This window comes from Paenibacillus sp. J22P51 (assembly GCF_059692215.1).
This window is the reverse complement of sequence record NZ_JCAUAZ010000001.1, coordinates 598,121-615,561: the sequence shown is the minus strand read 5'-3', so window position 1 is coordinate 615,561 and position 17,441 is coordinate 598,121. Positions and strand designations below refer to the sequence as shown.

17 protein-coding genes and 1 pseudogene are annotated in these 17,441 nt (G+C 44.5%); 15 read left to right on the top strand and 3 right to left on the bottom strand.

All coding sequences use genetic code 11. From position 1 onward, the window contains the following. Positions 1 to 26: 26 nt before the first annotated feature. Together AC58QC_RS02225 and AC58QC_RS02220 are read right to left on the bottom strand one after the other, a co-directional pair. A complete protein-coding gene (locus tag AC58QC_RS02225) occupies positions 27 to 1,508 on the bottom strand; it encodes a spore germination protein (protein WP_497413576.1) in 1,482 nt (493 codons plus the stop codon). A 436-nt stretch (positions 1,509 to 1,944) separates the two neighbouring features. Further along, positions 1,945 to 2,517: a TetR/AcrR family transcriptional regulator gene (locus tag AC58QC_RS02220; RefSeq protein ID WP_497413575.1), complete on the bottom strand. Its 573-nt coding sequence runs from the start codon at positions 2,515 to 2,517 to the stop codon at positions 1,945 to 1,947. Between the two features lie 251 nt (positions 2,518 to 2,768). Here AC58QC_RS02220 and AC58QC_RS02215 point away from each other — a divergent pair, with 251 nt between their 5' ends. The 3 genes and pseudogenes from AC58QC_RS02215 to AC58QC_RS02205 form a co-directional block, all read left to right on the top strand. Continuing rightward, complete coding sequence (locus tag AC58QC_RS02215; protein WP_497413574.1) at positions 2,769 to 3,941, top strand: MFS transporter; 1,173 nt, start codon at positions 2,769 to 2,771, stop codon at positions 3,939 to 3,941. Between the two features lie 33 nt (positions 3,942 to 3,974). Next, positions 3,975 to 4,409, top strand: a complete 435-nt coding sequence (gene sufU / locus AC58QC_RS02210) for a Fe-S cluster assembly sulfur transfer protein SufU (RefSeq protein ID WP_497413573.1) — start codon at positions 3,975 to 3,977, stop codon at positions 4,407 to 4,409. Between the two features lie 242 nt (positions 4,410 to 4,651). Then, a pseudogene (locus AC58QC_RS02205) lies at positions 4,652 to 4,780 on the top strand (IS110 family RNA-guided transposase); the annotation flags it as partial. Here AC58QC_RS02205 and AC58QC_RS02200 read toward each other — a convergent pair. Further along, the gene (locus AC58QC_RS02200; RefSeq protein ID WP_497413572.1) at positions 4,726 to 4,998 is read right to left on the bottom strand and encodes a hypothetical protein; all 273 of its coding nucleotides are present in this window, start codon (positions 4,996 to 4,998) and stop codon (positions 4,726 to 4,728) included. The pseudogene AC58QC_RS02205 and the gene AC58QC_RS02200 sit on opposite strands and share 55 nt — an antisense overlap. Positions 4,999 to 5,414: 416 nt before the next feature. Here AC58QC_RS02200 and AC58QC_RS02195 point away from each other — a divergent pair, with 416 nt between their 5' ends. From AC58QC_RS02195 to AC58QC_RS02140, 12 genes are all read left to right on the top strand, one after another. After that, the gene (locus AC58QC_RS02195) at positions 5,415 to 6,434 is read left to right on the top strand and encodes a LacI family DNA-binding transcriptional regulator (RefSeq protein WP_497413571.1); all 1,020 of its coding nucleotides are present in this window, start codon (positions 5,415 to 5,417) and stop codon (positions 6,432 to 6,434) included. Between the two features lie 40 nt (positions 6,435 to 6,474). Continuing rightward, positions 6,475 to 7,299, top strand: a complete 825-nt coding sequence (locus tag AC58QC_RS02190) for an ABC transporter permease (protein WP_497413570.1) — start codon at positions 6,475 to 6,477, stop codon at positions 7,297 to 7,299. Between the two features lie 35 nt (positions 7,300 to 7,334). Further along, positions 7,335 to 8,366, top strand: a complete 1,032-nt coding sequence (locus AC58QC_RS02185; RefSeq protein ID WP_497413569.1) for an ABC transporter ATP-binding protein — start codon at positions 7,335 to 7,337, stop codon at positions 8,364 to 8,366. 24 nt (positions 8,367 to 8,390) lie between these two features. Next, positions 8,391 to 9,536: an extracellular solute-binding protein gene (locus AC58QC_RS02180; protein ID WP_497413568.1), complete on the top strand. Its 1,146-nt coding sequence runs from the start codon at positions 8,391 to 8,393 to the stop codon at positions 9,534 to 9,536. Beyond that, positions 9,533 to 10,378, top strand: a complete 846-nt coding sequence (locus AC58QC_RS02175; RefSeq protein ID WP_497413567.1) for an ABC transporter permease — start codon at positions 9,533 to 9,535, stop codon at positions 10,376 to 10,378. Before AC58QC_RS02180 ends, AC58QC_RS02175 begins: the two co-directional genes overlap by 4 nt. Beyond that, positions 10,375 to 10,524, top strand: a complete 150-nt coding sequence (locus tag AC58QC_RS02170) for a hypothetical protein (RefSeq protein ID WP_497413566.1) — start codon at positions 10,375 to 10,377, stop codon at positions 10,522 to 10,524. The genes AC58QC_RS02175 and AC58QC_RS02170 overlap by 4 nt, the downstream gene beginning before the upstream one ends. Before the next feature lie 16 nt (positions 10,525 to 10,540). Then, positions 10,541 to 11,305, top strand: coding sequence for a glycerophosphodiester phosphodiesterase (locus AC58QC_RS02165; protein ID WP_497413565.1), 765 nt, complete (start codon positions 10,541 to 10,543; stop codon positions 11,303 to 11,305). 4 nt (positions 11,306 to 11,309) lie between these two features. Continuing rightward, positions 11,310 to 12,125, top strand: a complete 816-nt coding sequence (locus AC58QC_RS02160; RefSeq protein WP_497413564.1) for an inositol monophosphatase family protein — start codon at positions 11,310 to 11,312, stop codon at positions 12,123 to 12,125. A gap of 88 nt (positions 12,126 to 12,213) precedes the next feature. Beyond that, positions 12,214 to 13,080, top strand: a complete 867-nt coding sequence (locus AC58QC_RS02155) for a DUF6454 family protein (protein ID WP_497413563.1) — start codon at positions 12,214 to 12,216, stop codon at positions 13,078 to 13,080. A gap of 402 nt (positions 13,081 to 13,482) precedes the next feature. Beyond that, a complete protein-coding gene (locus AC58QC_RS02150) occupies positions 13,483 to 15,627 on the top strand; it encodes a helix-turn-helix transcriptional regulator (protein WP_497413562.1) in 2,145 nt (714 codons plus the stop codon). Positions 15,628 to 15,693: 66 nt separating this feature from the next. Next, positions 15,694 to 16,353 (top strand): DUF4386 domain-containing protein, encoded by a 660-nt coding sequence (locus AC58QC_RS02145; protein WP_497413561.1) that lies wholly within the window; start codon positions 15,694 to 15,696, stop codon positions 16,351 to 16,353. Positions 16,354 to 16,679: 326 nt separating this feature from the next. Beyond that, positions 16,680 to 17,438 (top strand): polysaccharide deacetylase family protein, encoded by a 759-nt coding sequence (locus tag AC58QC_RS02140; RefSeq protein ID WP_497413560.1) that lies wholly within the window; start codon positions 16,680 to 16,682, stop codon positions 17,436 to 17,438. Positions 17,439 to 17,441 lie beyond the last annotated feature (3 nt).

The following is a 17,441-nucleotide window of genomic DNA, read 5'->3' as shown; positions in this document are numbered from 1 at the left end:
TGATACTAATTCCCTTACTTAGAAATTTATTCGTTATTGTATTCATTACTAGTATCTTTTGAGTTACTTACCGTATACCTTTTCTGCTTGAGAGGGCGCAAAAAACTTGGTCGATTAGAAGTAAGGCTTAACGAAGATCGAATAAAACTATCTGTGAAATTACGCGGACGAAATGGGTACAAAGGAACTAGGTAGGGAGTACCTAAAGATTTTAATCGCAACAAATGGCCTAAAAGGATCACTATCCCAATCGTAATCCCTAACAACCCCCATGCTGCCGCCAAGAAAATCAATGGAAACCTTAAAAAACGGATCGTATTAGCCATTTTGAAAATAGGGGTGGCAAATGAAGGGAGGGCAGAAAGTGAGACAATGATAATTAAGATGTTGCTAGTGAGCGCGGCTTGCACGGCTGCTGTACCGAGTACAATACCGCCAACGATCCCCAACGTTTGTCCGACTTTCGTAGGTAATCTGGCCCCAGCTTCGCGTAACATCTCGACTGTAAATTCCATAAGCAATACTTCAAGAAAGGGTGCAAAGGGAACGTTTGTTCTTGATTCGATGATCGGGCCTAGAAGAGATTGCGGTATGACGGAATAATGAAAGGTTAATATGGCTACATAGGAGGGAGATGCAAGAATAGAAAAGATAACTCCCAAATACCTTATGCACCTAAAGAAAGAACCCAAAATCCATGGCAGATAATAATCTTCCGGTGAGACGAAAAAATCAAATAATGTGGTAGGTCCGGCAATGAAATATGGAGACCCACCGCTTAATATGACCACTTGGCCGTTTAACACACTATATTTAGCCCTGTCTACGCGTTCCGAAGAAATAAATAAAGGAAATGGTGAATTTGCATTATCCGCTATGATCTGGTCAAGAATAGAACTATCAAATAACACGTCAAAATTAGCATCTACTATTCTTTGTCTTACTGTATTTATATGCTGGGGGTTGCAAACATCATCCATATAAACAATCGCTACTCTTGTTTGTGAAGTTGTACCTACGATGTACTCCTCAAATCGTAAATTCTTAGAGATAAGCTCTTTACGTAGTAAATTTAGATTGGTATCGAGATCTTCGACAAAACCGACTTTCGGGCCAATGACACTGTATTCGTTATCGGCTTCATTATTACTCCGATACCCGCGTTTTAGATCCGCAATATTAATTAAAAGCCCTTCATTCAAATCAGGTTCCAGCTGAACATAAATGAAGCCTTTTATCAAACATTGTAAAACCTCGTCCACATTGGATGAGAACGTGATATTCTCTAGCGGAATCAAATTTTTTAAAGCATGAAGATGATTAATTTCTGTTTCTGAGATTTGAATCCGGTGCAATAATTCGTGGTTAATAAGTTCCTGATCTACAATGGCTTTGTAATATGTAAAGTGAATCCGTTTATCCTGGATAGTATGCACGGATTGCACAAAATCATTCGATTTGATGGTATCTTTCAAAACCGTGTAAATATTTTCTGGAATTGGAAACACACCTCTCAGTAATAATTACACCTTATTATGAGCATGGATATGTATTACTATACCCAATCCATGTTTGAGCAAGGAGGGAGTCTTCAATTTCATTAAGGAGAGGAGATACTATTGAAGATTTGGTCCGCAGGGTATGACTTAATTGGTCTTGAGAAGTTTGTGACGCAGCATTCACCGCCGCGATGACGTCACGCCCCTCGATCGGTCATACAAGGATTGGGCTGTTGAATACGACGTTTTCAGCAAGCAACTCTCTCACCTGTGCGGGATTTGATTCTGGCTGGATGGCTCAATTGACTGGCAAGCTGACCATTCCAGATGAATACTGAACCAGCTCAGCACAGGTAAGCGTCGGCTAATCAATTACTTGAACGTTGATATTGCGATGATTACATCTTCCCCTCGATCATTATAGGCTCCAAAGACAGTTCACTTCTTAGGCGCTAGTGAGCTGGGCTTGAATTAATATCATCGCCGCGTCATAAAAATTGTTGCTATCATTTTCAGGTTTGAAGAGATAGGTATCCACGACAGCACCACTGTACAGCATTTCCAACTGAGCTGCCAATGCTTCAGGATTTCTGGCCCCAGCTTTGCGTGCAATTTGTGCGATCACACCTTCTTTTTCCATGCGGCACTTCAAAGCCGCCTGGTGTCCAGAATGCGTGGCATCGGGGAACTCAAGCAGCGTATTCGTAAAGGGACATCCACGAAAATCTTGTTTCCTTATGCCCTCCGACAACCTTTTAACTAACTGATATAACTGTTCGACAGGCTCATCCGGGTTCTGCTTTTTTATTTCTTCGAGTCTAGTTAGCATTCGATGATGACGAAGTTCCAGAAATGCAACTACAAGGTCATCCTTTGTTGCAAAGTTACGGTAAAAACTGGCTTTGGCAACCCCGGACACAGCAATAATCCGATCTATTCCTACAGCACGTATTCCTTCGGAGTAAAATAATTTGGAAGCAACTTGTAAAATCCGTACTTTAGCGGATTCTTTTTGCATGTTAGCAACCTTCTCCCTCTTAGTATATTCTAGTGTGTTGACACGAGACAGATCTGTCTGTATCATGTGTACATGAATAGATACAGACCTGTCTCTTTCATTCTATTGAAGAGTTCAGAGGCTGTCAATTTTTGAAACAAATATCGATGGGTGGGGGAACTACACAATAAGATCTTCAAGGTAGGAAAAAGGAGAAGAATCACTTATCTTATGATTCTTAATTTATATTACTTTTACAAAGGAGACCTGATATGAAAAGAATGCTTTGGATTGTTCTTATGATGTCCTGCGGAGCGACTTATATTTCATCGTTGTTCCCTCTGTATGGGAAGAATTATCAAATGAGCAGTCTGGAAATCACTATTTTGTTTGCTATTTATGCTGCTATCTTATTGCCGACTCTGCTGATCGTGGGAGCCAAAGGGAGCTCCTGGGGTTTGAAAAGGGTGCTTCGAATAAGTATATGGATTTCTATCGCGTCGACACTGCTCTTTATCGCGAGCCAAAACGTCTGGATGCTCTATGCAGCAAGGATATTGGAAGGCATAGCTTATGGCGCCTTTACAGGTACAGCTACTGCTTTTTTATTAAAACAAACCTCAACCAATAAAATGGGTACTGCACTCAAGTTCTCAGGCGTAGCTGTAAATGTTGGTTTCGGCATGGGCCCGGCCATTTCCGGCTTAGTCGTGCAATATGTGCATATTCAGCCACTTCGGATGCCATTTTGGTTTTTACTCTTCATGCTATTGAGTTCCTTGGTATTGCTGGAAATGTTACCGAAGCTCGAAGGTGCACAGAAACCGGCAAGTGCTAAGATTTCGCTCGGAGTTCCCGACAATATTCGTTTCCATTTCTGGTCATTTATCGGACTTCCGGCGTTTACTTTTTTCATGTTAGGCGGAATTGTGTTATCTTTGATTCCATCTTTCGTCAAAACCGTCATTCACTCTTCCAATCTCTCTACAGCAGGATTGTTAATGTTCATGCTGTTAGGCGTGGCTGCCTTGATGCAGTTCTTTCCTTGGGTGCAAAATCCCGTTGCACGGATGCGCATAGGCATCGTATTTCTGGCGATTGGGCCGTGGATCATTGTCTCTTCGGGGCAGACAGGGAATCTATTTTTGCTCTGTGCTGGCATGCTCATTCAAGGAATCGGTGCCGGATGGACGTTTCAAGCTTCTTTAAGGTTTGCCGGTCAATTGCCGAAACCGGAAGAACGTCCGCGAGTTATTTCTGCATTTTACTTATGCGCTTATGCTGGATTCATTATTCCTCCTATCGGCGTCGGTGTTTTAACGCAGTTCTTTAGTTTGAACTTTTCATTGGTTCTGTTAAATTCTTTTGCTGCTCTGGTCGTTATCTATATTTTGATTTATTCAGTCAAATTTAAAAAATATTATACAAAACTTACGCCACAATAAGTGGACTATCTTACACAAAGGAGTGCTTCGGTCATGCAATTGGATGATTTATACCGCAGAGTAATTATGGATCATTATAAAAATCCACGCAATCGCGGGCAACTCGATCCCGAAGCGGTGGTGACGATCAATCTCAATAACCCAACCTGCGGCGATAAAATTTCGCTGCAAATGCAAATTGAGGACAACGTTGTTAGGAACGTGAAATATTTTGGCGAAGGCTGCTCGATCAGCCTGTCCTCCGCTTCGATGATGACAGATGCCATCAAAGGCAAAACACTTCAAGAAGCGCTCAAAACTGCTGAGAACTTTTCAAGCCTGATGAAAGGCGAGCACTCCGTGTTTGAATACGAGGATATCGAAGCATTGTCTGGCGTCACCAAATTCCCAGCCAGAATCAAATGCGCAACCCTTGCCTGGAACGCAATGCGCAAAGGGGTAGAGCAGATGCAAAAGACAGGGGAGTAGGGCAACCCCATTAATTACCAATCTACTGCACGCATTCTCTACGCCGCCCCTGGAGGTTTTCACTCCCATGTCTCAACGGGTCTGAGCCCTTTTATTGAATCCATCCGGTACTCCGTGCTTTCTTATATTTTAATTAAAATGTTGGCGGGACCCTAAATAGGACTTATATAATTTTTTTCGTTAAGTTGAGCGAAGGCTACCGACTGTTTCGGTAGCCTTCGCTCATAGTTCATTAGATTATTAGGCGTATTGAAATGGCGACCATGAGTATGGTGATGACGAATTCGGAGTTCCAATCGATGCATTCGTACAATGTTCATGTGAAGAAGATGAAGAAAATGAGGTCCATTATGAAATTGTGCAGCAAGCTGGGCGGTTCAAACATCATATTGTTTAACTGGGTTACAAAAATACCTTCGTTCGGGCCCGGGTTATTTCGAAACATTTTCGCTTCTTCCACTATAACCTCGTCCGCATCCGTACCAAGTACCTGAATCGTTTCTTCAATGAATGATGCTAGTAGCATAGAACTCGGATCGTTATTGGAATCCGTTTGAACCCCTGGCGGCGCAATTTCCAGGACTTTCACCGATGTGTCTTTTTACATGTACCTCTGCAGCACTTTGCAGGCCGGAAAAAAGGGAATATGAAAAACACGGAGGAAGCACTTCCGCAGATTATCACCTTTTTGAAGCAAAAAGGATATTCCTTAGTAACGGTGCCAGAGCTTATTTCTAAAAGAAACCTTAAGAGAGGCTTGTTGACTCAATTTCCCCTAACAGCATCAAAGTAAAATCGCCCTATATGTCTAAGTTCACCGTATCATTCTAAAGGCGAATTCTATCGTTGGATATGCCTCTCTATTTACTTAGAACAATTTACAATGTCTTCATACATAGTTAATTGTCTTCAAACAATTCATCAGTAGAATAATGTTATAAGAAATTTTAAATTACTAGTCGGAGATGTGGGAACCTTCCCACATGAAAAGAGGTGTTTTATTTATTGAATTACACGATCAAAGACATTGCAAATATTTCGGGGGTATCGAAGTCAACCGTTTCACGCGTGATATCCAATACAGGCTATGTAGGTTCGGATGCTCGTGAAAAAGTGCTCCTTGCCATTGAGAAACTGCAGTATAAACCCAATGCTATAGCCCGTGCCATGGTTTCCCGCCACACCAAAAATATCGGCGTTATTATTTACCGACAGCATCATCCGATTGCCTCCCATCCATTTTATGGGAAAATATTGGATGCTATACTGGAAAAGGCATCGGAATTAGGGTACTCGATATTTGTCATGACGGATAAAGAAATAACTAGCAGGTCAGCGGATTTTTTGCTAGAGAAACGGGTGGATGGGCTTATACTGATAAGCCGGCTGAATCAGGAATTGGTTTATTATTTTAAGAACTCACAAATTCCGTTTGTTATGGTTAACGGGACATCCGATGACATTGACGTGATTCACCTCGTCAATGATGATGAGCAAGGCGGAGAGCTGGCAGCAGAACACATGCTGTCTATCGGACTGACAAGAATTGCCGTCATAGCCGGACCTCAGGAGCACCGCAGTCACTTTTTAAGGTTACAAGGCTTTCGGAAGACATATAACCAAAACGGTATTGAATTAGATGAAAATCAAATTTACTACGCTGATTCCTCGCAATTTGAAGAAGGTTACAAAGCTTTTCAAACTTTATGGGAACGTTCCCATAATTTCCAAGCCATTTTTGCAACAAACGACATGATTGCACTGGGAGCAATAAAGGCCATTTACGAAAAAGGGCTGCTAGTCCCCAAAGACATTGAAGTCGTAGGGTTTGACGATATTGATTATGCGGCGATGTCCAATCCATCTTTAACTACCGTTCACAGCGCCAAAACAAGAATGGGCCATGAGGCGGTATTGATGCTAGACGAATGTATACATGGACATACCAGACAGACCAAAATGCAAGTGTTTTCTGCTGTACTTAAAATCAGAAATTCTACAAAAGCAAAAATATTGGAGGATTAATCATAAATAAATCTTTTCATCTGAAAGAAGTGAATTCCTTATGCGTTGGTATTTAAAAGGGCTAGGTCCTCGTAAAATTATTGAATTTATCGTTCTTGTAGTATTTATTATCTTCTTCTTAGGACCTCTGCTGAATTTGGCCATTTTGGCCTTCACCGGCACATGGAACTATCCAGATGTACTTCCGCACCAATGGTCTTTGAAATGGTGGACGTTTGTACTCCATCAGGAGGATATCGCTAAATCGATTGGATTGTCGTTTCTTATTGCTTCGATCGTGACTGCATTGTCTATTGTACTCTGTATTCCGGCCGCCTACGCGTTCGCCCGAATCCGTTTCCCGCTCAGCCGCTTCTTCCTGTTTTCCTTTCTGCTCACGCACGCATTTCCGAAAATGGGGCTGTATGTGTCGATTGCGGTTCTGTTCTACAAGCTTGGTTTAATGAACACTTTGGTAGGCGTCGTATTGATTCATATGATTAACGTGCTCATGTTCATGACCTGGATTCCGACGGCCGCGTTCCGTAACGTTCATGCTGCCCAAGAAGAGTCAGCTAGGGATGTGGGAGCAAGTCCATTTCGAGTATTTCGCAGCATCACGCTTCCAATGGCAATGCCGGGCATTATTGTAGCTTCGATCTTTACGTTTTTGAATTCGCTCGATGAGGCGCAAGGCACATTCCTGGTTGGCATCCCTCATTATAAAACGATGCCGGTCGTCATGTATTCGATCATCGCCGACTATCCTGCATATGCCGGAGCTGTATTCTCGATCATTTTAACGGCGCCAACGATCATTCTGCTGCTCGTCGCGCAGCGATTCGTCAGCGCGGATATTATGTCCAGCGGATTTCAAATCAAATGACAGCGACAACGGATCAGATAAAAAAGGTGGTTAATATGGATATTCAACTTTCAGTACAAAAACTGACAAAACGCTATAAAACCGGAGAAGGTGTATCCGAGATCTCGCTCGATGTTCTTAAAGGCGAGTTGATCACGCTGCTTGGTCCGTCCGGCTGCGGCAAAACGACGGTGCTGCGCAGCATAGGCGGGTTTCTCGACCCGGATTCAGGCGACATTCTCATTGAAGGCAAAAGCGTTCTGCAGGCTCCTCCGGAAAAACGCCCGACTTCAATGGTATTCCAGGGCTATAATCTTTGGCCGCATATGACCGTTTACGAAAATTTGGCGTTCGGCTTAAAATTACGAAAAATGAAGAAGGCCGAAATCGATCAAGCGATATCCGAAGTGCTGAAGCTCGTCCGATTGCCTGGGTCGGAGCACAAATATCCGTCTCAGCTTTCCGGCGGTCAACAGCAGCGGATCGCAGTTGCCAGATCGCTGCTGTTGAAACCCGCCGTTCTGCTGCTGGATGAGCCCTTCTCCGCACTCGACGCCAAACTTCGGCACGAGATGAGAGAAGAATTGCGTGAAATCCAGGCCATTGCAGGTCTGACCATGGTGTTTGTCACCCATGATCAGGAGGAGGCGCTGTCGATCTCTGATCGCATCGTCGTCATGAACCATGGACACATCGAGCAAATTGCGTCGCCGCAGCATATTTATGATGAGCCCAATTCGCTCTTCGTCGCGCAATTTATCGGTAAAATGAATTTTGTTAAGGGGGTAGTAGCAGGCGATCGGGTGAGCGTTGGGCAACAGTCATTCCCGAATTACAAACAGCTTTCCGGAAATGTGAAACTGGCAATTCGTCCTGAAGATGTAATCGTAAATGGCAATGAAGGACAAGGCCTTTCAGGAACGATCAAGCAGATTATGGTACTGGGGCATTATGCTGAAGTATCAATTCATTTGAGGGATCACGGAACTATTCGAGCCTTTCAACCGCGTCATAACGTCAAAGAACTTCATACTGGCCAAGAAGTAAATGTAATCTTTGCAAAAGTAATAGCTTTTCCGGAATCCTAACTATTATTAAGGAGGAATTTATCCATGTTTAACAAGAAAACCGCCATTATGCTTACGACTCTATTCACCATCACCGGTACTGTATTAGCAGGCTGCGGCATGAAAGAGACCCCTGCAAGCTCCAAGCCTGCTGCACAGCCTGTAGAAATTTCGCTTTATGTGACAAGCTCGCAAAACGTTAAGGATTTCTGGAATGCAGTCATTCCTAAATTCGAGAAACAAGTACCGGATGTGAAAGTAAATTTGGTATTCACTGCATCCGGCACAGGATCCCAACCGACATATGACCGCATTCTTGCTGCCAAGCAAGCGAATAAAGGCTCAGGCGATATCGATATCCTTGAAGACTCCTTGGCAGCTGTGACGCGCGGCCAAAAAGACGGTCTTTGGGAGACAGTAAGCACCGATAAAATTTCGAACTTGGGCAAGGTTGATCCTTCGACGATGAAAGATATTTCCAATATGGCTGTTCCATATCGTTCATCCGCTGTCGTGTTGGCTTATAACAGCGACAAAGTAAAAAAACCTCCGGCCAACTTGGACGAATTGTACGCTTGGATCAAAGCGAATCCGCAAAAATTCGCTTATAACGACCCGTCCACCGGCGGTTCCGGCAGCTCTTTTGTAACGACGTCAATTTATAAATCATTGCCGACTGAAGCGATTCACAGTTCCGATCCAAGCATTCTGAAGCAATGGGACCAAGGTTTTGCGATGCTGAAGGATCTCGGAAAATATGTGTACGGCAAAGGCATATATCCGAAGAAAAATCAAGGAACGCTTGATTTGCTCACTAGCGGAGAAGTTGACATGATTCCGGCATGGTCCGATATGGTTCTCGATCAAACCGCTAAAGGCCAACTGCCAAAATCGACAAAAATGACGCAAATTACGCCAGGGTTTAACGGAGGACCTGCCTATTTGATGGTACCTCAGCTTTCCACGAAAAAAGAGGCTGTATATAAATTCCTGAACTACGTCATGTCTCCGGAAGCACAAGCCGTCGTCGTCGATAACTTGCACGGCTTCCCGGGCATCCAGCTTTCAAGTATGCCGCAAGACGTTCAAGACGCTTTCAAAGGTGCTGCAGCAGGATTCCGTTCTTTCAATATCGGCGAACTGGACAAAGAGATAAATAAACGTTGGCAAAGTGAAGTTGCTGCCCAATGAGCAAACAGGTAAAAATGGGGTTATTGGGATTACTTATGGTAATCCCCTCTTTTTTATTGCTGTTCGTCACCGTTGTCATTCCGATTGTCATTTCGTTTAAGGAAAGCTTAACCAACAAGGCCGGCGGCTACGATTTGTCCAATTATCAATATTTATTTACAAATAAGCTGATGCGGTCAAACATCATTTTCACACTGGAAGTTACGATCATTTCCGTCATTCTCGTGCTGATCATCAGCTATGCGCTGGCCGTATATATGAGATTCAATACCGGAGTATTGGCTGGCTTGATTCGCAAAACGTACATGATTCCCATCTTTATTCCGTCCGTTATCGCTACGTACGGTTTAATCCAGCTGCTGGGCAACCATGGTTGGATCGCCCGCATTTTGGAGACGGCGCATGCGGGACCGCTGCCGCGCATCATTTTCGATATGAAAGGGATCATTATCGCCCAATTGTGGTTTAATATTCCGTTTACGACCATGCTGCTCGGTTCCGCCTTATCCGGAGTCCCGAACTCGGTTATCGAAAGCGCGAAGGACGTTGGAGCCGGCGGCTTGCGAATCTTTTTCCGATTTGTGCTGCCTCTTACCTTTAAAACCACGCTCGTTGCGGTCACCTTTGCATTTATGGGCGTTCTCGGTTCGTTTACGGCTCCCTTTCTGCTTGGACCCAACGCACCGCAAATGCTGGGTGTATCGATGGAGCAGATTTTCAACGTATTCCAGGAAAGACAACTGGCTGCAGCGACTGCTTTCTTTACGTTCCTGCTATGCTCCGTGATGGGGTATTTTTATATCCGGAGCATGATTAAAGAAGAGAACGCGAAACTATCATGAGACGAATCATACTTGATGTACATGGGCTAGTGACGCCTGATATATCCGGTGACGGGCTTCTATGGCTTCAAGCAGAGTTGTGGGGAACGGTTCGCGGCGTTCACGCACTGATAGCTTTTACGAACGCTATTTACTTTGATCGGTGAAAGGAGGTTCATACGAATGACCTATCCATTTCCACTTATTACTGCCCACAGCGGAAGTATGAATACGATTGATAACACCTTGATGTCCGTTGAAATCGGGCTCAAGCTCGGAGCGGACATCGTTGAAGAAGACGTGCGAGTAACGAAGGACGGTATTCCGGTACTGGCCCATGATGATGTTTGGAATATATCGGACAATCGAAAGTGCCATATTTCTCAAATGACCTACAAAGAGCTAAGCGAGCTGCAGTTTCAAGTCTCCCATGAAAATTACAGTGAAACCACTCGCCTGTTCAAGCTGGAAGAGATGCTGCCCCTGATCCACGCTTCCGGCAAAATCGCGAATTTGGACCTGAAAGTCGATGAAAGCATCGAACCTGTGGCTGCTTTGGTGAAAAAACATAATCTCTTGGATCAAGTTTTTTTGTCAGGTTGCGAGAAAGATCGGGCGATGAAGGCTCAGAGATCGAATCCGGAAATACGAAAACTGCTTAATGTCGATGCACGTCTTTTTTTATCATTGGAATACAAGAATTTGGTAGAGCAAATTTGTCAGGACGCGCTGACCGCTGCTTGCTTTGGCATCAATATTGCTTACAAGTTTGTTCGCCCGGAACTGCTGGATTATACCACATCCAAAGGACTGCCAGTTTACGTTTGGACTGTGAATGAAGAACACTTGATGAAGCAGTATGCAGATATGGGAGTTGCTTCGATTACGACTAGGAATGTTAAGGCGCTGGTTCAATTAAAACAAAGTATGCTAGTTGAAAAAGGATGAATGAATGATGAATCAAGCAAGTGAACAAACCTTACTACAGTCAGCAATAGCGTATGCCAAACAAGCAGGGGATCTTATTCGCGGGCGAGTGGGCAATTTAGGAGACATTCAGGAGAAAAAGAACGGTTCCGATTTAGTAACTAAAGTGGATATGCTCAGCGAATCATTATTGCGGAATCATATTTTAAAGGATTACAGCGACCATTGGATTTTGTCGGAAGAAGATAACGGTACGGTGAATTCCTATGAAGCCTTGCAGAAAAAGGGATCAGGCTTAGGCTGGATTATTGATCCGATCGATGGGACCACCAATTTTATCCACGGAATTCCCCATTTTGCCGTATCGATAGGCATTGTTCAGGATCAGGAGCCTTTCATCGGTGTCGTTTATAACCCGTTGACGGATGAATTATTCCATGCCAGAAAACATTTTGGAGCTTTCCGCAACGGTGAGCCCATCCAAGCGGGAAAAGAAAAACGATTAGGCGAATCTTTGCTTGCCGCAGGCTTCCAGGCTGAGGAATGGGGACCTAATTCTGTTCTTTTGAAGCAGATGGACAAGCTGGCGGGAAACTGCCGCAATCTGCGGATGAACGGGGCAGCCAGTCTCGATTTGTGCTGGGTCGCCATGGGGAGGTTGACCGGCTTCTGGCATAGTGGTCTACATCCCTGGGATAATGCGGCGGGAGTGTTGATTGTTCGTGAAGCAGGAGGTCAAGTAACCGACAATCACGGTAATCCGTATCAGCTGCATCATGACACACTGGTTGCTTCAAACGGAAAGATTCATTCTGAATTTCTATCCGGGATAGAGCTTTAAGGGGTTTCCCTGTTGAAAAATTTTGAACTTTCAAGATACAAAAGCACAATCAATAGAACCCAGTCTAACTGTGGAAGGACAAGCACATATGGATAACCAGAAACTCATCACTCAGTTCCGAAATCTTACACGTAACACGAAATGGGAGCAAAAAGATAAGATTGATCTACAATTTAACAACTATCACTCACAAGGAATGGTTCGAATCGGGGACCTCTTTTATTTGTCCTCGGTTGAACTTATCGAAAAGCCAGTAAAATATGACCAGCCCCAGCACGGTTATGACCGTACTCATGGAAAGGGAATCGGTCACCTGTTTGTTATTGATAAACAGGGGAAGCTTGTGAATGATATGCCCTTGGGTGAAGGGAACATCTATCACCCAGGCGGTATTGATTTCGATGGTAATCATATATGGGTACCTGTCGCCGAATACCGACCCAACAGCCAATCTATTGTTTACAAAGTAGATCCTAAGACTATGAAAGCAGAAGAATCGTTCCGAGTCCATGATCATATCGGAGGATTGGTCCGTGACGGTCAAAATGGAAAGCTTATTGGTAACAGCTGGGGTTCGCGCAAGTTCTATGAATGGAACCAAAATGGGCAGCAGCTGCTTATAAAAGAAAACTCGAGTCACTTTGTGGATTATCAAGATGGTCATTATGTAGGCGAAGGGAAAATGATTTTGAGCGGTATCTCTGAGCTGGTCAATCCTGCAAGTCGTAATTCCAAGCCGTACGAGCTGGGTGGATTAGCCTTGATAGACACGAAAACGTTGGATATGATTCATGAAGTACCCATCACTGAGTTTTCTCAGCAAGGACACGTAATTACCCGTAATCCGGTGTTCGTGGAGAACGCCGGTCAAGAGCTGCGTCTTTATGCTGTACCGGATGACGACCATGGGTCTATTCTGATATATGAAACAAGTAATTTGAATAGTAAACTATAATCTTGCAGTAGGACATCTGGCTCTGGTGACAACAATTAAAACTGTTCAAAGATATCCATGATATGTGGTTTGATTATTCTGTCAAACCAAACAATTTATTGATTAATTCAACTTCAGACAGGGCAGACGAATGATTGCATTCGACCTGCCATTTTTCTTATCATATGCATTTTGACGCTTTACGAAAAGAGATGATTGGAGTTTATAGACCTTCTTCACCCAGCCATAGTAGAAGTATTGACAGATTTTATCCATTTTCATCCTCTGTGGTGCAGCGCTGGTCTTGCGCTGCATGAACGGCTAACGGGGGGAGGATTGTTGAGAATCAGTGTTGAATTACTCCTTATATATGGCTAACGTTACCCATTCGATGATGGAAATTGGCGGTGGTAAGTTAAAATTATGTATACACCCATTATGACCACCAAATTTTTTATCCCCCCGCCGCGACCGAAAGCGGTTCTCCGCCGGCGATTGACCGATAGGCTGAGCAAGGGTTTTCATCGCAAATTGACCCTTATCTCTGCACCTGCGGGCTATGGCAAAACTACATTAGTTTGTGAATGGCTCGCAGACTGCGGGCGGCATGCGGCATGGCTGTCGCTCGAAGAAGGGGACAATGAACTTCACCGTTTTTTAACCTGTATGATCTCCTCTCTACAAACACTTGCGGAGAATATAGGACAAGACGTACTTGCTGTGCTTCAATCTCCTCAACCGCTGCCGATCGAGTCGATTCTGACAGCTCTTCTTAATGAAATTGCGGCCATTCCAGCTCCTTTCTTACTCGTCCTTGACGATTATCACTCGGCGAGTTCTAAGCCGGTCGACGATGCTGTGTCCTTTCTGCTTGACCATCTACCCACGCAGATGCACGTTGTCATGACGACCCGCGAGGATCCACGCATTCCGCTGGCTCGATTGCGGGTTCGTGACCAATTGACCGAGTTGCGCGCAGCCGACATGAGATTTACTCTATACGAAGCAGAAGGATTTCTGAACAGAGTAATGGGCCTAAATCTGTCCATGGATAAAATAGCTGCGTTGGAATCACGCACTGAAGGTTGGGTTGCGGGCCTGCACTTGGCTGCGCTCTCCATACAGGGAGATCACGGTGATGATCAATTCATTCAGTCTTTCACCGGAGGACATCATTTCGTGCTGGATTATCTAGTGGAAGAAGTCCTGCAACGGCAACCCGAAGCAATACAGACCTTTTTACTGTGCACATCGATTCTCGACAGCCTGTGCGGTTCTCTTTGCGATGAAGTTATGCTCGATCCCACGATTTCCGGTAAGGAAACCTTAATCTATCTTGAACGCAAGAACTTGTTCGTCATTCCCTTGGACAATGAACGACGTTGGTATCGTTATCACCATTTGTTTGCCGATTTACTCCGCAGACGGCTGCAGGAAAGTCTGGACGGGAGCAATATCGCGGAATTGCATAAACGAGCAAGTGTCTGGTATGAAGACAATGACCTCGAGATAGAATCGTTTCGCCATGCCGTGGAATCCTGTGACATCGAGCGCGCCGCACGACTGCTTGAAGGGGAAGGGATGCCGCTGCATCTTCGGGGGGCTACGGGCACTACATTGAACTGGTTAGAGTCGATACCTGCCGTGGAACTAGACGCTAGACCCGCGTTATGGGTGATGTATGGTTCAGCTCTACTGATTGCGGGCAAGCCGACGGGTGTTGAACACAAACTTCGAGCGGCAGAGGCTGCTCTGAAAGGCGTGGAACAGGACGTCAGCATCAGAAACCTGATCGGACTGATTGCTGCGACCCGGGCTACATTGGCATCGTTGACGATGGCCGGTAATCCTGATGGTGCCGATCTAGAATTACAGGTAGCCGAAGCGGCCATGCGAAGCACGGAGCCAGAAGACAAGACCGATGAAATTGTCGGACTCATTGCCCCTGCAAGGGATACTTGGATTGGCGGTAAATACGAGATAGACAACGTTATTGCCCAGTCACGCCGTGCATTGGAGTATTTGCGTCCGGATAATCTCCCTATTCGGACGGCAGCCGCTTGGATGCTGGGTGTCGCATGCCAACGGCTAGGAGACCATGCCGGAGCTCGTGAGGCCTATAACGAAACCATCTCGAACAGCCAAACGATGGGTCATCAATTGATGGCTATAATGGCCATTATCGGACTAGGTCAAATACAGGAAGCGGAAAATCAGCCCGATTTGGCTGCGCAAAGTTACCAAAGAGCTCAGCGGCTGGCCGGCGATCTGCCGCTTCCGGCACTCCGTGAAGCGCAACTCGGTCTCGAGCGTGTACGCTTGGTCCTGGAACACGGAATGAAGGAACGCCTGTTCGAGCCGCTCAGCCAACGCGAAATCGAGGTGCTTGGGCTCATCGCCAAGGGACTCTCGAACCGGGAGATTGGCGAGAAACTCTTCTTGGCCTTAGACACGGTCAAGGGGCACAATCGCAGGATTTTCGAAAAATTACAGGTGCAAAGACGCACGGAAGCGATCGCCCGTGCCAGTGAGCTGAATTTGTTCCCGAACAACCATAAACCACACTAAAGTGTCTACAGTCCCCAGTCCTCTTCAAGGTATACTGCTTTTAAAAAGAGCCAAGAGGAGATAAACATGATAAAGATTGCAAGATTGATAGGGGTATTGTTTCTGGTGGCGACGGGTGCATTCATGATAGGCAACGGGCTTCTGGATCCAGTTCTACATCGGCCGGATTTTCTCGCCGGTTTGTATCAGGACCGAACAAACGTGTTTGTTGGATTGTTTTTGGAGTTCATAAACGCTGTGGCGGTTGTTGGGGTTGCCATGCTTCTTTATCCCATTTTAAAGAAGCATAACGAAGCGTTTGCGCTGGGGTACTTCGGCTCTCGGATCATCGAATCTTCTTTGCTCATCATAAGTTTAATGGGCCCACTTGTACTCATCGTGCTGAGCAAAGATTTCATTGCCGCAGGAACTGCCGGTGATTCTTACTTTCAAACAATAGGTAATTTAGCAGTAGAAGCTCATTTTATGTTCTTTGAGATGGCCATGACCGTGCTGAGCTTGGGCAGCTTATTATTTTGTTATATCCTCTATCGATCGAAGTTGGTTCCACGATTTTTGTCCGTCATCGGTTTTATCGGCTATGTGGCATTGTTGGCAAGCAGCTGTCTGGCGATCACCGGCCAAGATATCGGACCCGTTTTGTATATTCCAGGAGCGATATTCGAAATCATTTTTCCCGTTTGGCTTATGGTTAAAGGATTTGATCTGCAATCGGAGGAATCCTGAAGCTTATGCACACGGGATGAAGATTACATTTGGAACGGTCTTTTAACTTCGTTGAACTCTAACGATGAACGATAGTTAAATAAAACAGCGACAGTCTAAGACTTTATTTTCTAGTCCAAGGCTGTCGCTGCTTCGATTTTCGGGGTCAGTCTAATACCTAAGCTTTCCATTAGTTAAAATAAGTGTGCAAAAATACGCGATCTCCTAAGGGATAATAATCTGTCTTTTTTAAATTCCATCTTATCATTCGAAACCCATTAAAAGGAAGACTCGACAACTTCCTAATCAATCATACTAGGATCAAATCCTTTTAAGGGGATGTGTCCATGTATAAGATATTTTTAAAATTCAAGTCGATTGTAGCTTTCCTTATTTTAACAACACTTACTAGTTGTCAGTCTTCAACAAATCAAGCCATACATGTTTCTCAGCCTGTTATGTCTATTTCCCAAGGGCTCAAACATGCCTATTTAACCTTTGATGATGGGCCGTCTGAGAATACAGAACGAATCTTACATATTTTACGCAAATATGGCATCCATGCAACATTTTTTGTGATCGGAGATTCATCTACCGAAGGAAAACGGTTATATCGACTTATCCATGCAGAGGGTCATGTTATTGGCAACCATACCTATACACATAATTATCATTCACTTTACGCATCAGTTCGGGCTTTCTCCGAAGATACAGAGCGACTTGAAAAACTGTTGGAGCAAACAATCGGTGTAAGGCCAACCTTGCTCCGTTATCCGGGTGGATCCAATAATCAAGTTAGCCGACATTTTGGGGGCAGAGGTATCATGCCTCGTATTATTCATGAAATGAGCAGAGAGGGCTACAATTATATGGATTGGAACGTGAGCTCCACAGATGCAGCCAGGACTGTTCAGCCAAAGAATGAAATCATCGATGCCGTACTAAGTGCTTGTAAAAATAAAAAAGAAGCAATCATCTTAATGCATGATGTAAAAGTAAAAAGGACAACGGTTGAAGCTCTACCTACCATTATTGAAGGTTTACTTAAGCAAGGTTTTCAATTTAATGTGCTAGGTAAGGATTCATTCCATTATCATTTTGAGTGAAGC

What these genes read in the sequence shown, in the direction of transcription:
- AC58QC_RS02220 (WP_497413575.1), bottom strand. Translation starts at nt 2,517, where the DNA reads ATGCAAAAAGAATCCGCTAAAGTACGGATTTTACAAGTTGCTTCCAAA.
- AC58QC_RS02215 (WP_497413574.1), top strand. Translation starts at nt 2,769, where the DNA reads ATGAAAAGAATGCTTTGGATTGTTCTTATGATGTCCTGCGGAGCGACT.
- sufU (WP_497413573.1), top strand. Translation starts at nt 3,975, where the DNA reads ATGCAATTGGATGATTTATACCGCAGAGTAATTATGGATCATTATAAA.
- AC58QC_RS02190 (WP_497413570.1), top strand. Translation starts at nt 6,475, where the DNA reads ATGCGTTGGTATTTAAAAGGGCTAGGTCCTCGTAAAATTATTGAATTT.
- AC58QC_RS02185 (WP_497413569.1), top strand. Translation starts at nt 7,335, where the DNA reads ATGGATATTCAACTTTCAGTACAAAAACTGACAAAACGCTATAAAACC.
- AC58QC_RS02180 (WP_497413568.1), top strand. Translation starts at nt 8,391, where the DNA reads ATGTTTAACAAGAAAACCGCCATTATGCTTACGACTCTATTCACCATC.
- AC58QC_RS02175 (WP_497413567.1), top strand. Translation starts at nt 9,533, where the DNA reads ATGAGCAAACAGGTAAAAATGGGGTTATTGGGATTACTTATGGTAATC.
- AC58QC_RS02170 (WP_497413566.1), top strand. Translation starts at nt 10,375, where the DNA reads ATGAGACGAATCATACTTGATGTACATGGGCTAGTGACGCCTGATATA.
- AC58QC_RS02165 (WP_497413565.1), top strand. Translation starts at nt 10,541, where the DNA reads ATGACCTATCCATTTCCACTTATTACTGCCCACAGCGGAAGTATGAAT.
- AC58QC_RS02160 (WP_497413564.1), top strand. Translation starts at nt 11,310, where the DNA reads ATGATGAATCAAGCAAGTGAACAAACCTTACTACAGTCAGCAATAGCG.
- AC58QC_RS02155 (WP_497413563.1), top strand. Translation starts at nt 12,214, where the DNA reads ATGGATAACCAGAAACTCATCACTCAGTTCCGAAATCTTACACGTAAC.
- AC58QC_RS02150 (WP_497413562.1), top strand. Translation starts at nt 13,483, where the DNA reads ATGTATACACCCATTATGACCACCAAATTTTTTATCCCCCCGCCGCGA.
- AC58QC_RS02145 (WP_497413561.1), top strand. Translation starts at nt 15,694, where the DNA reads ATGATAAAGATTGCAAGATTGATAGGGGTATTGTTTCTGGTGGCGACG.
- AC58QC_RS02140 (WP_497413560.1), top strand. Translation starts at nt 16,680, where the DNA reads ATGTATAAGATATTTTTAAAATTCAAGTCGATTGTAGCTTTCCTTATT.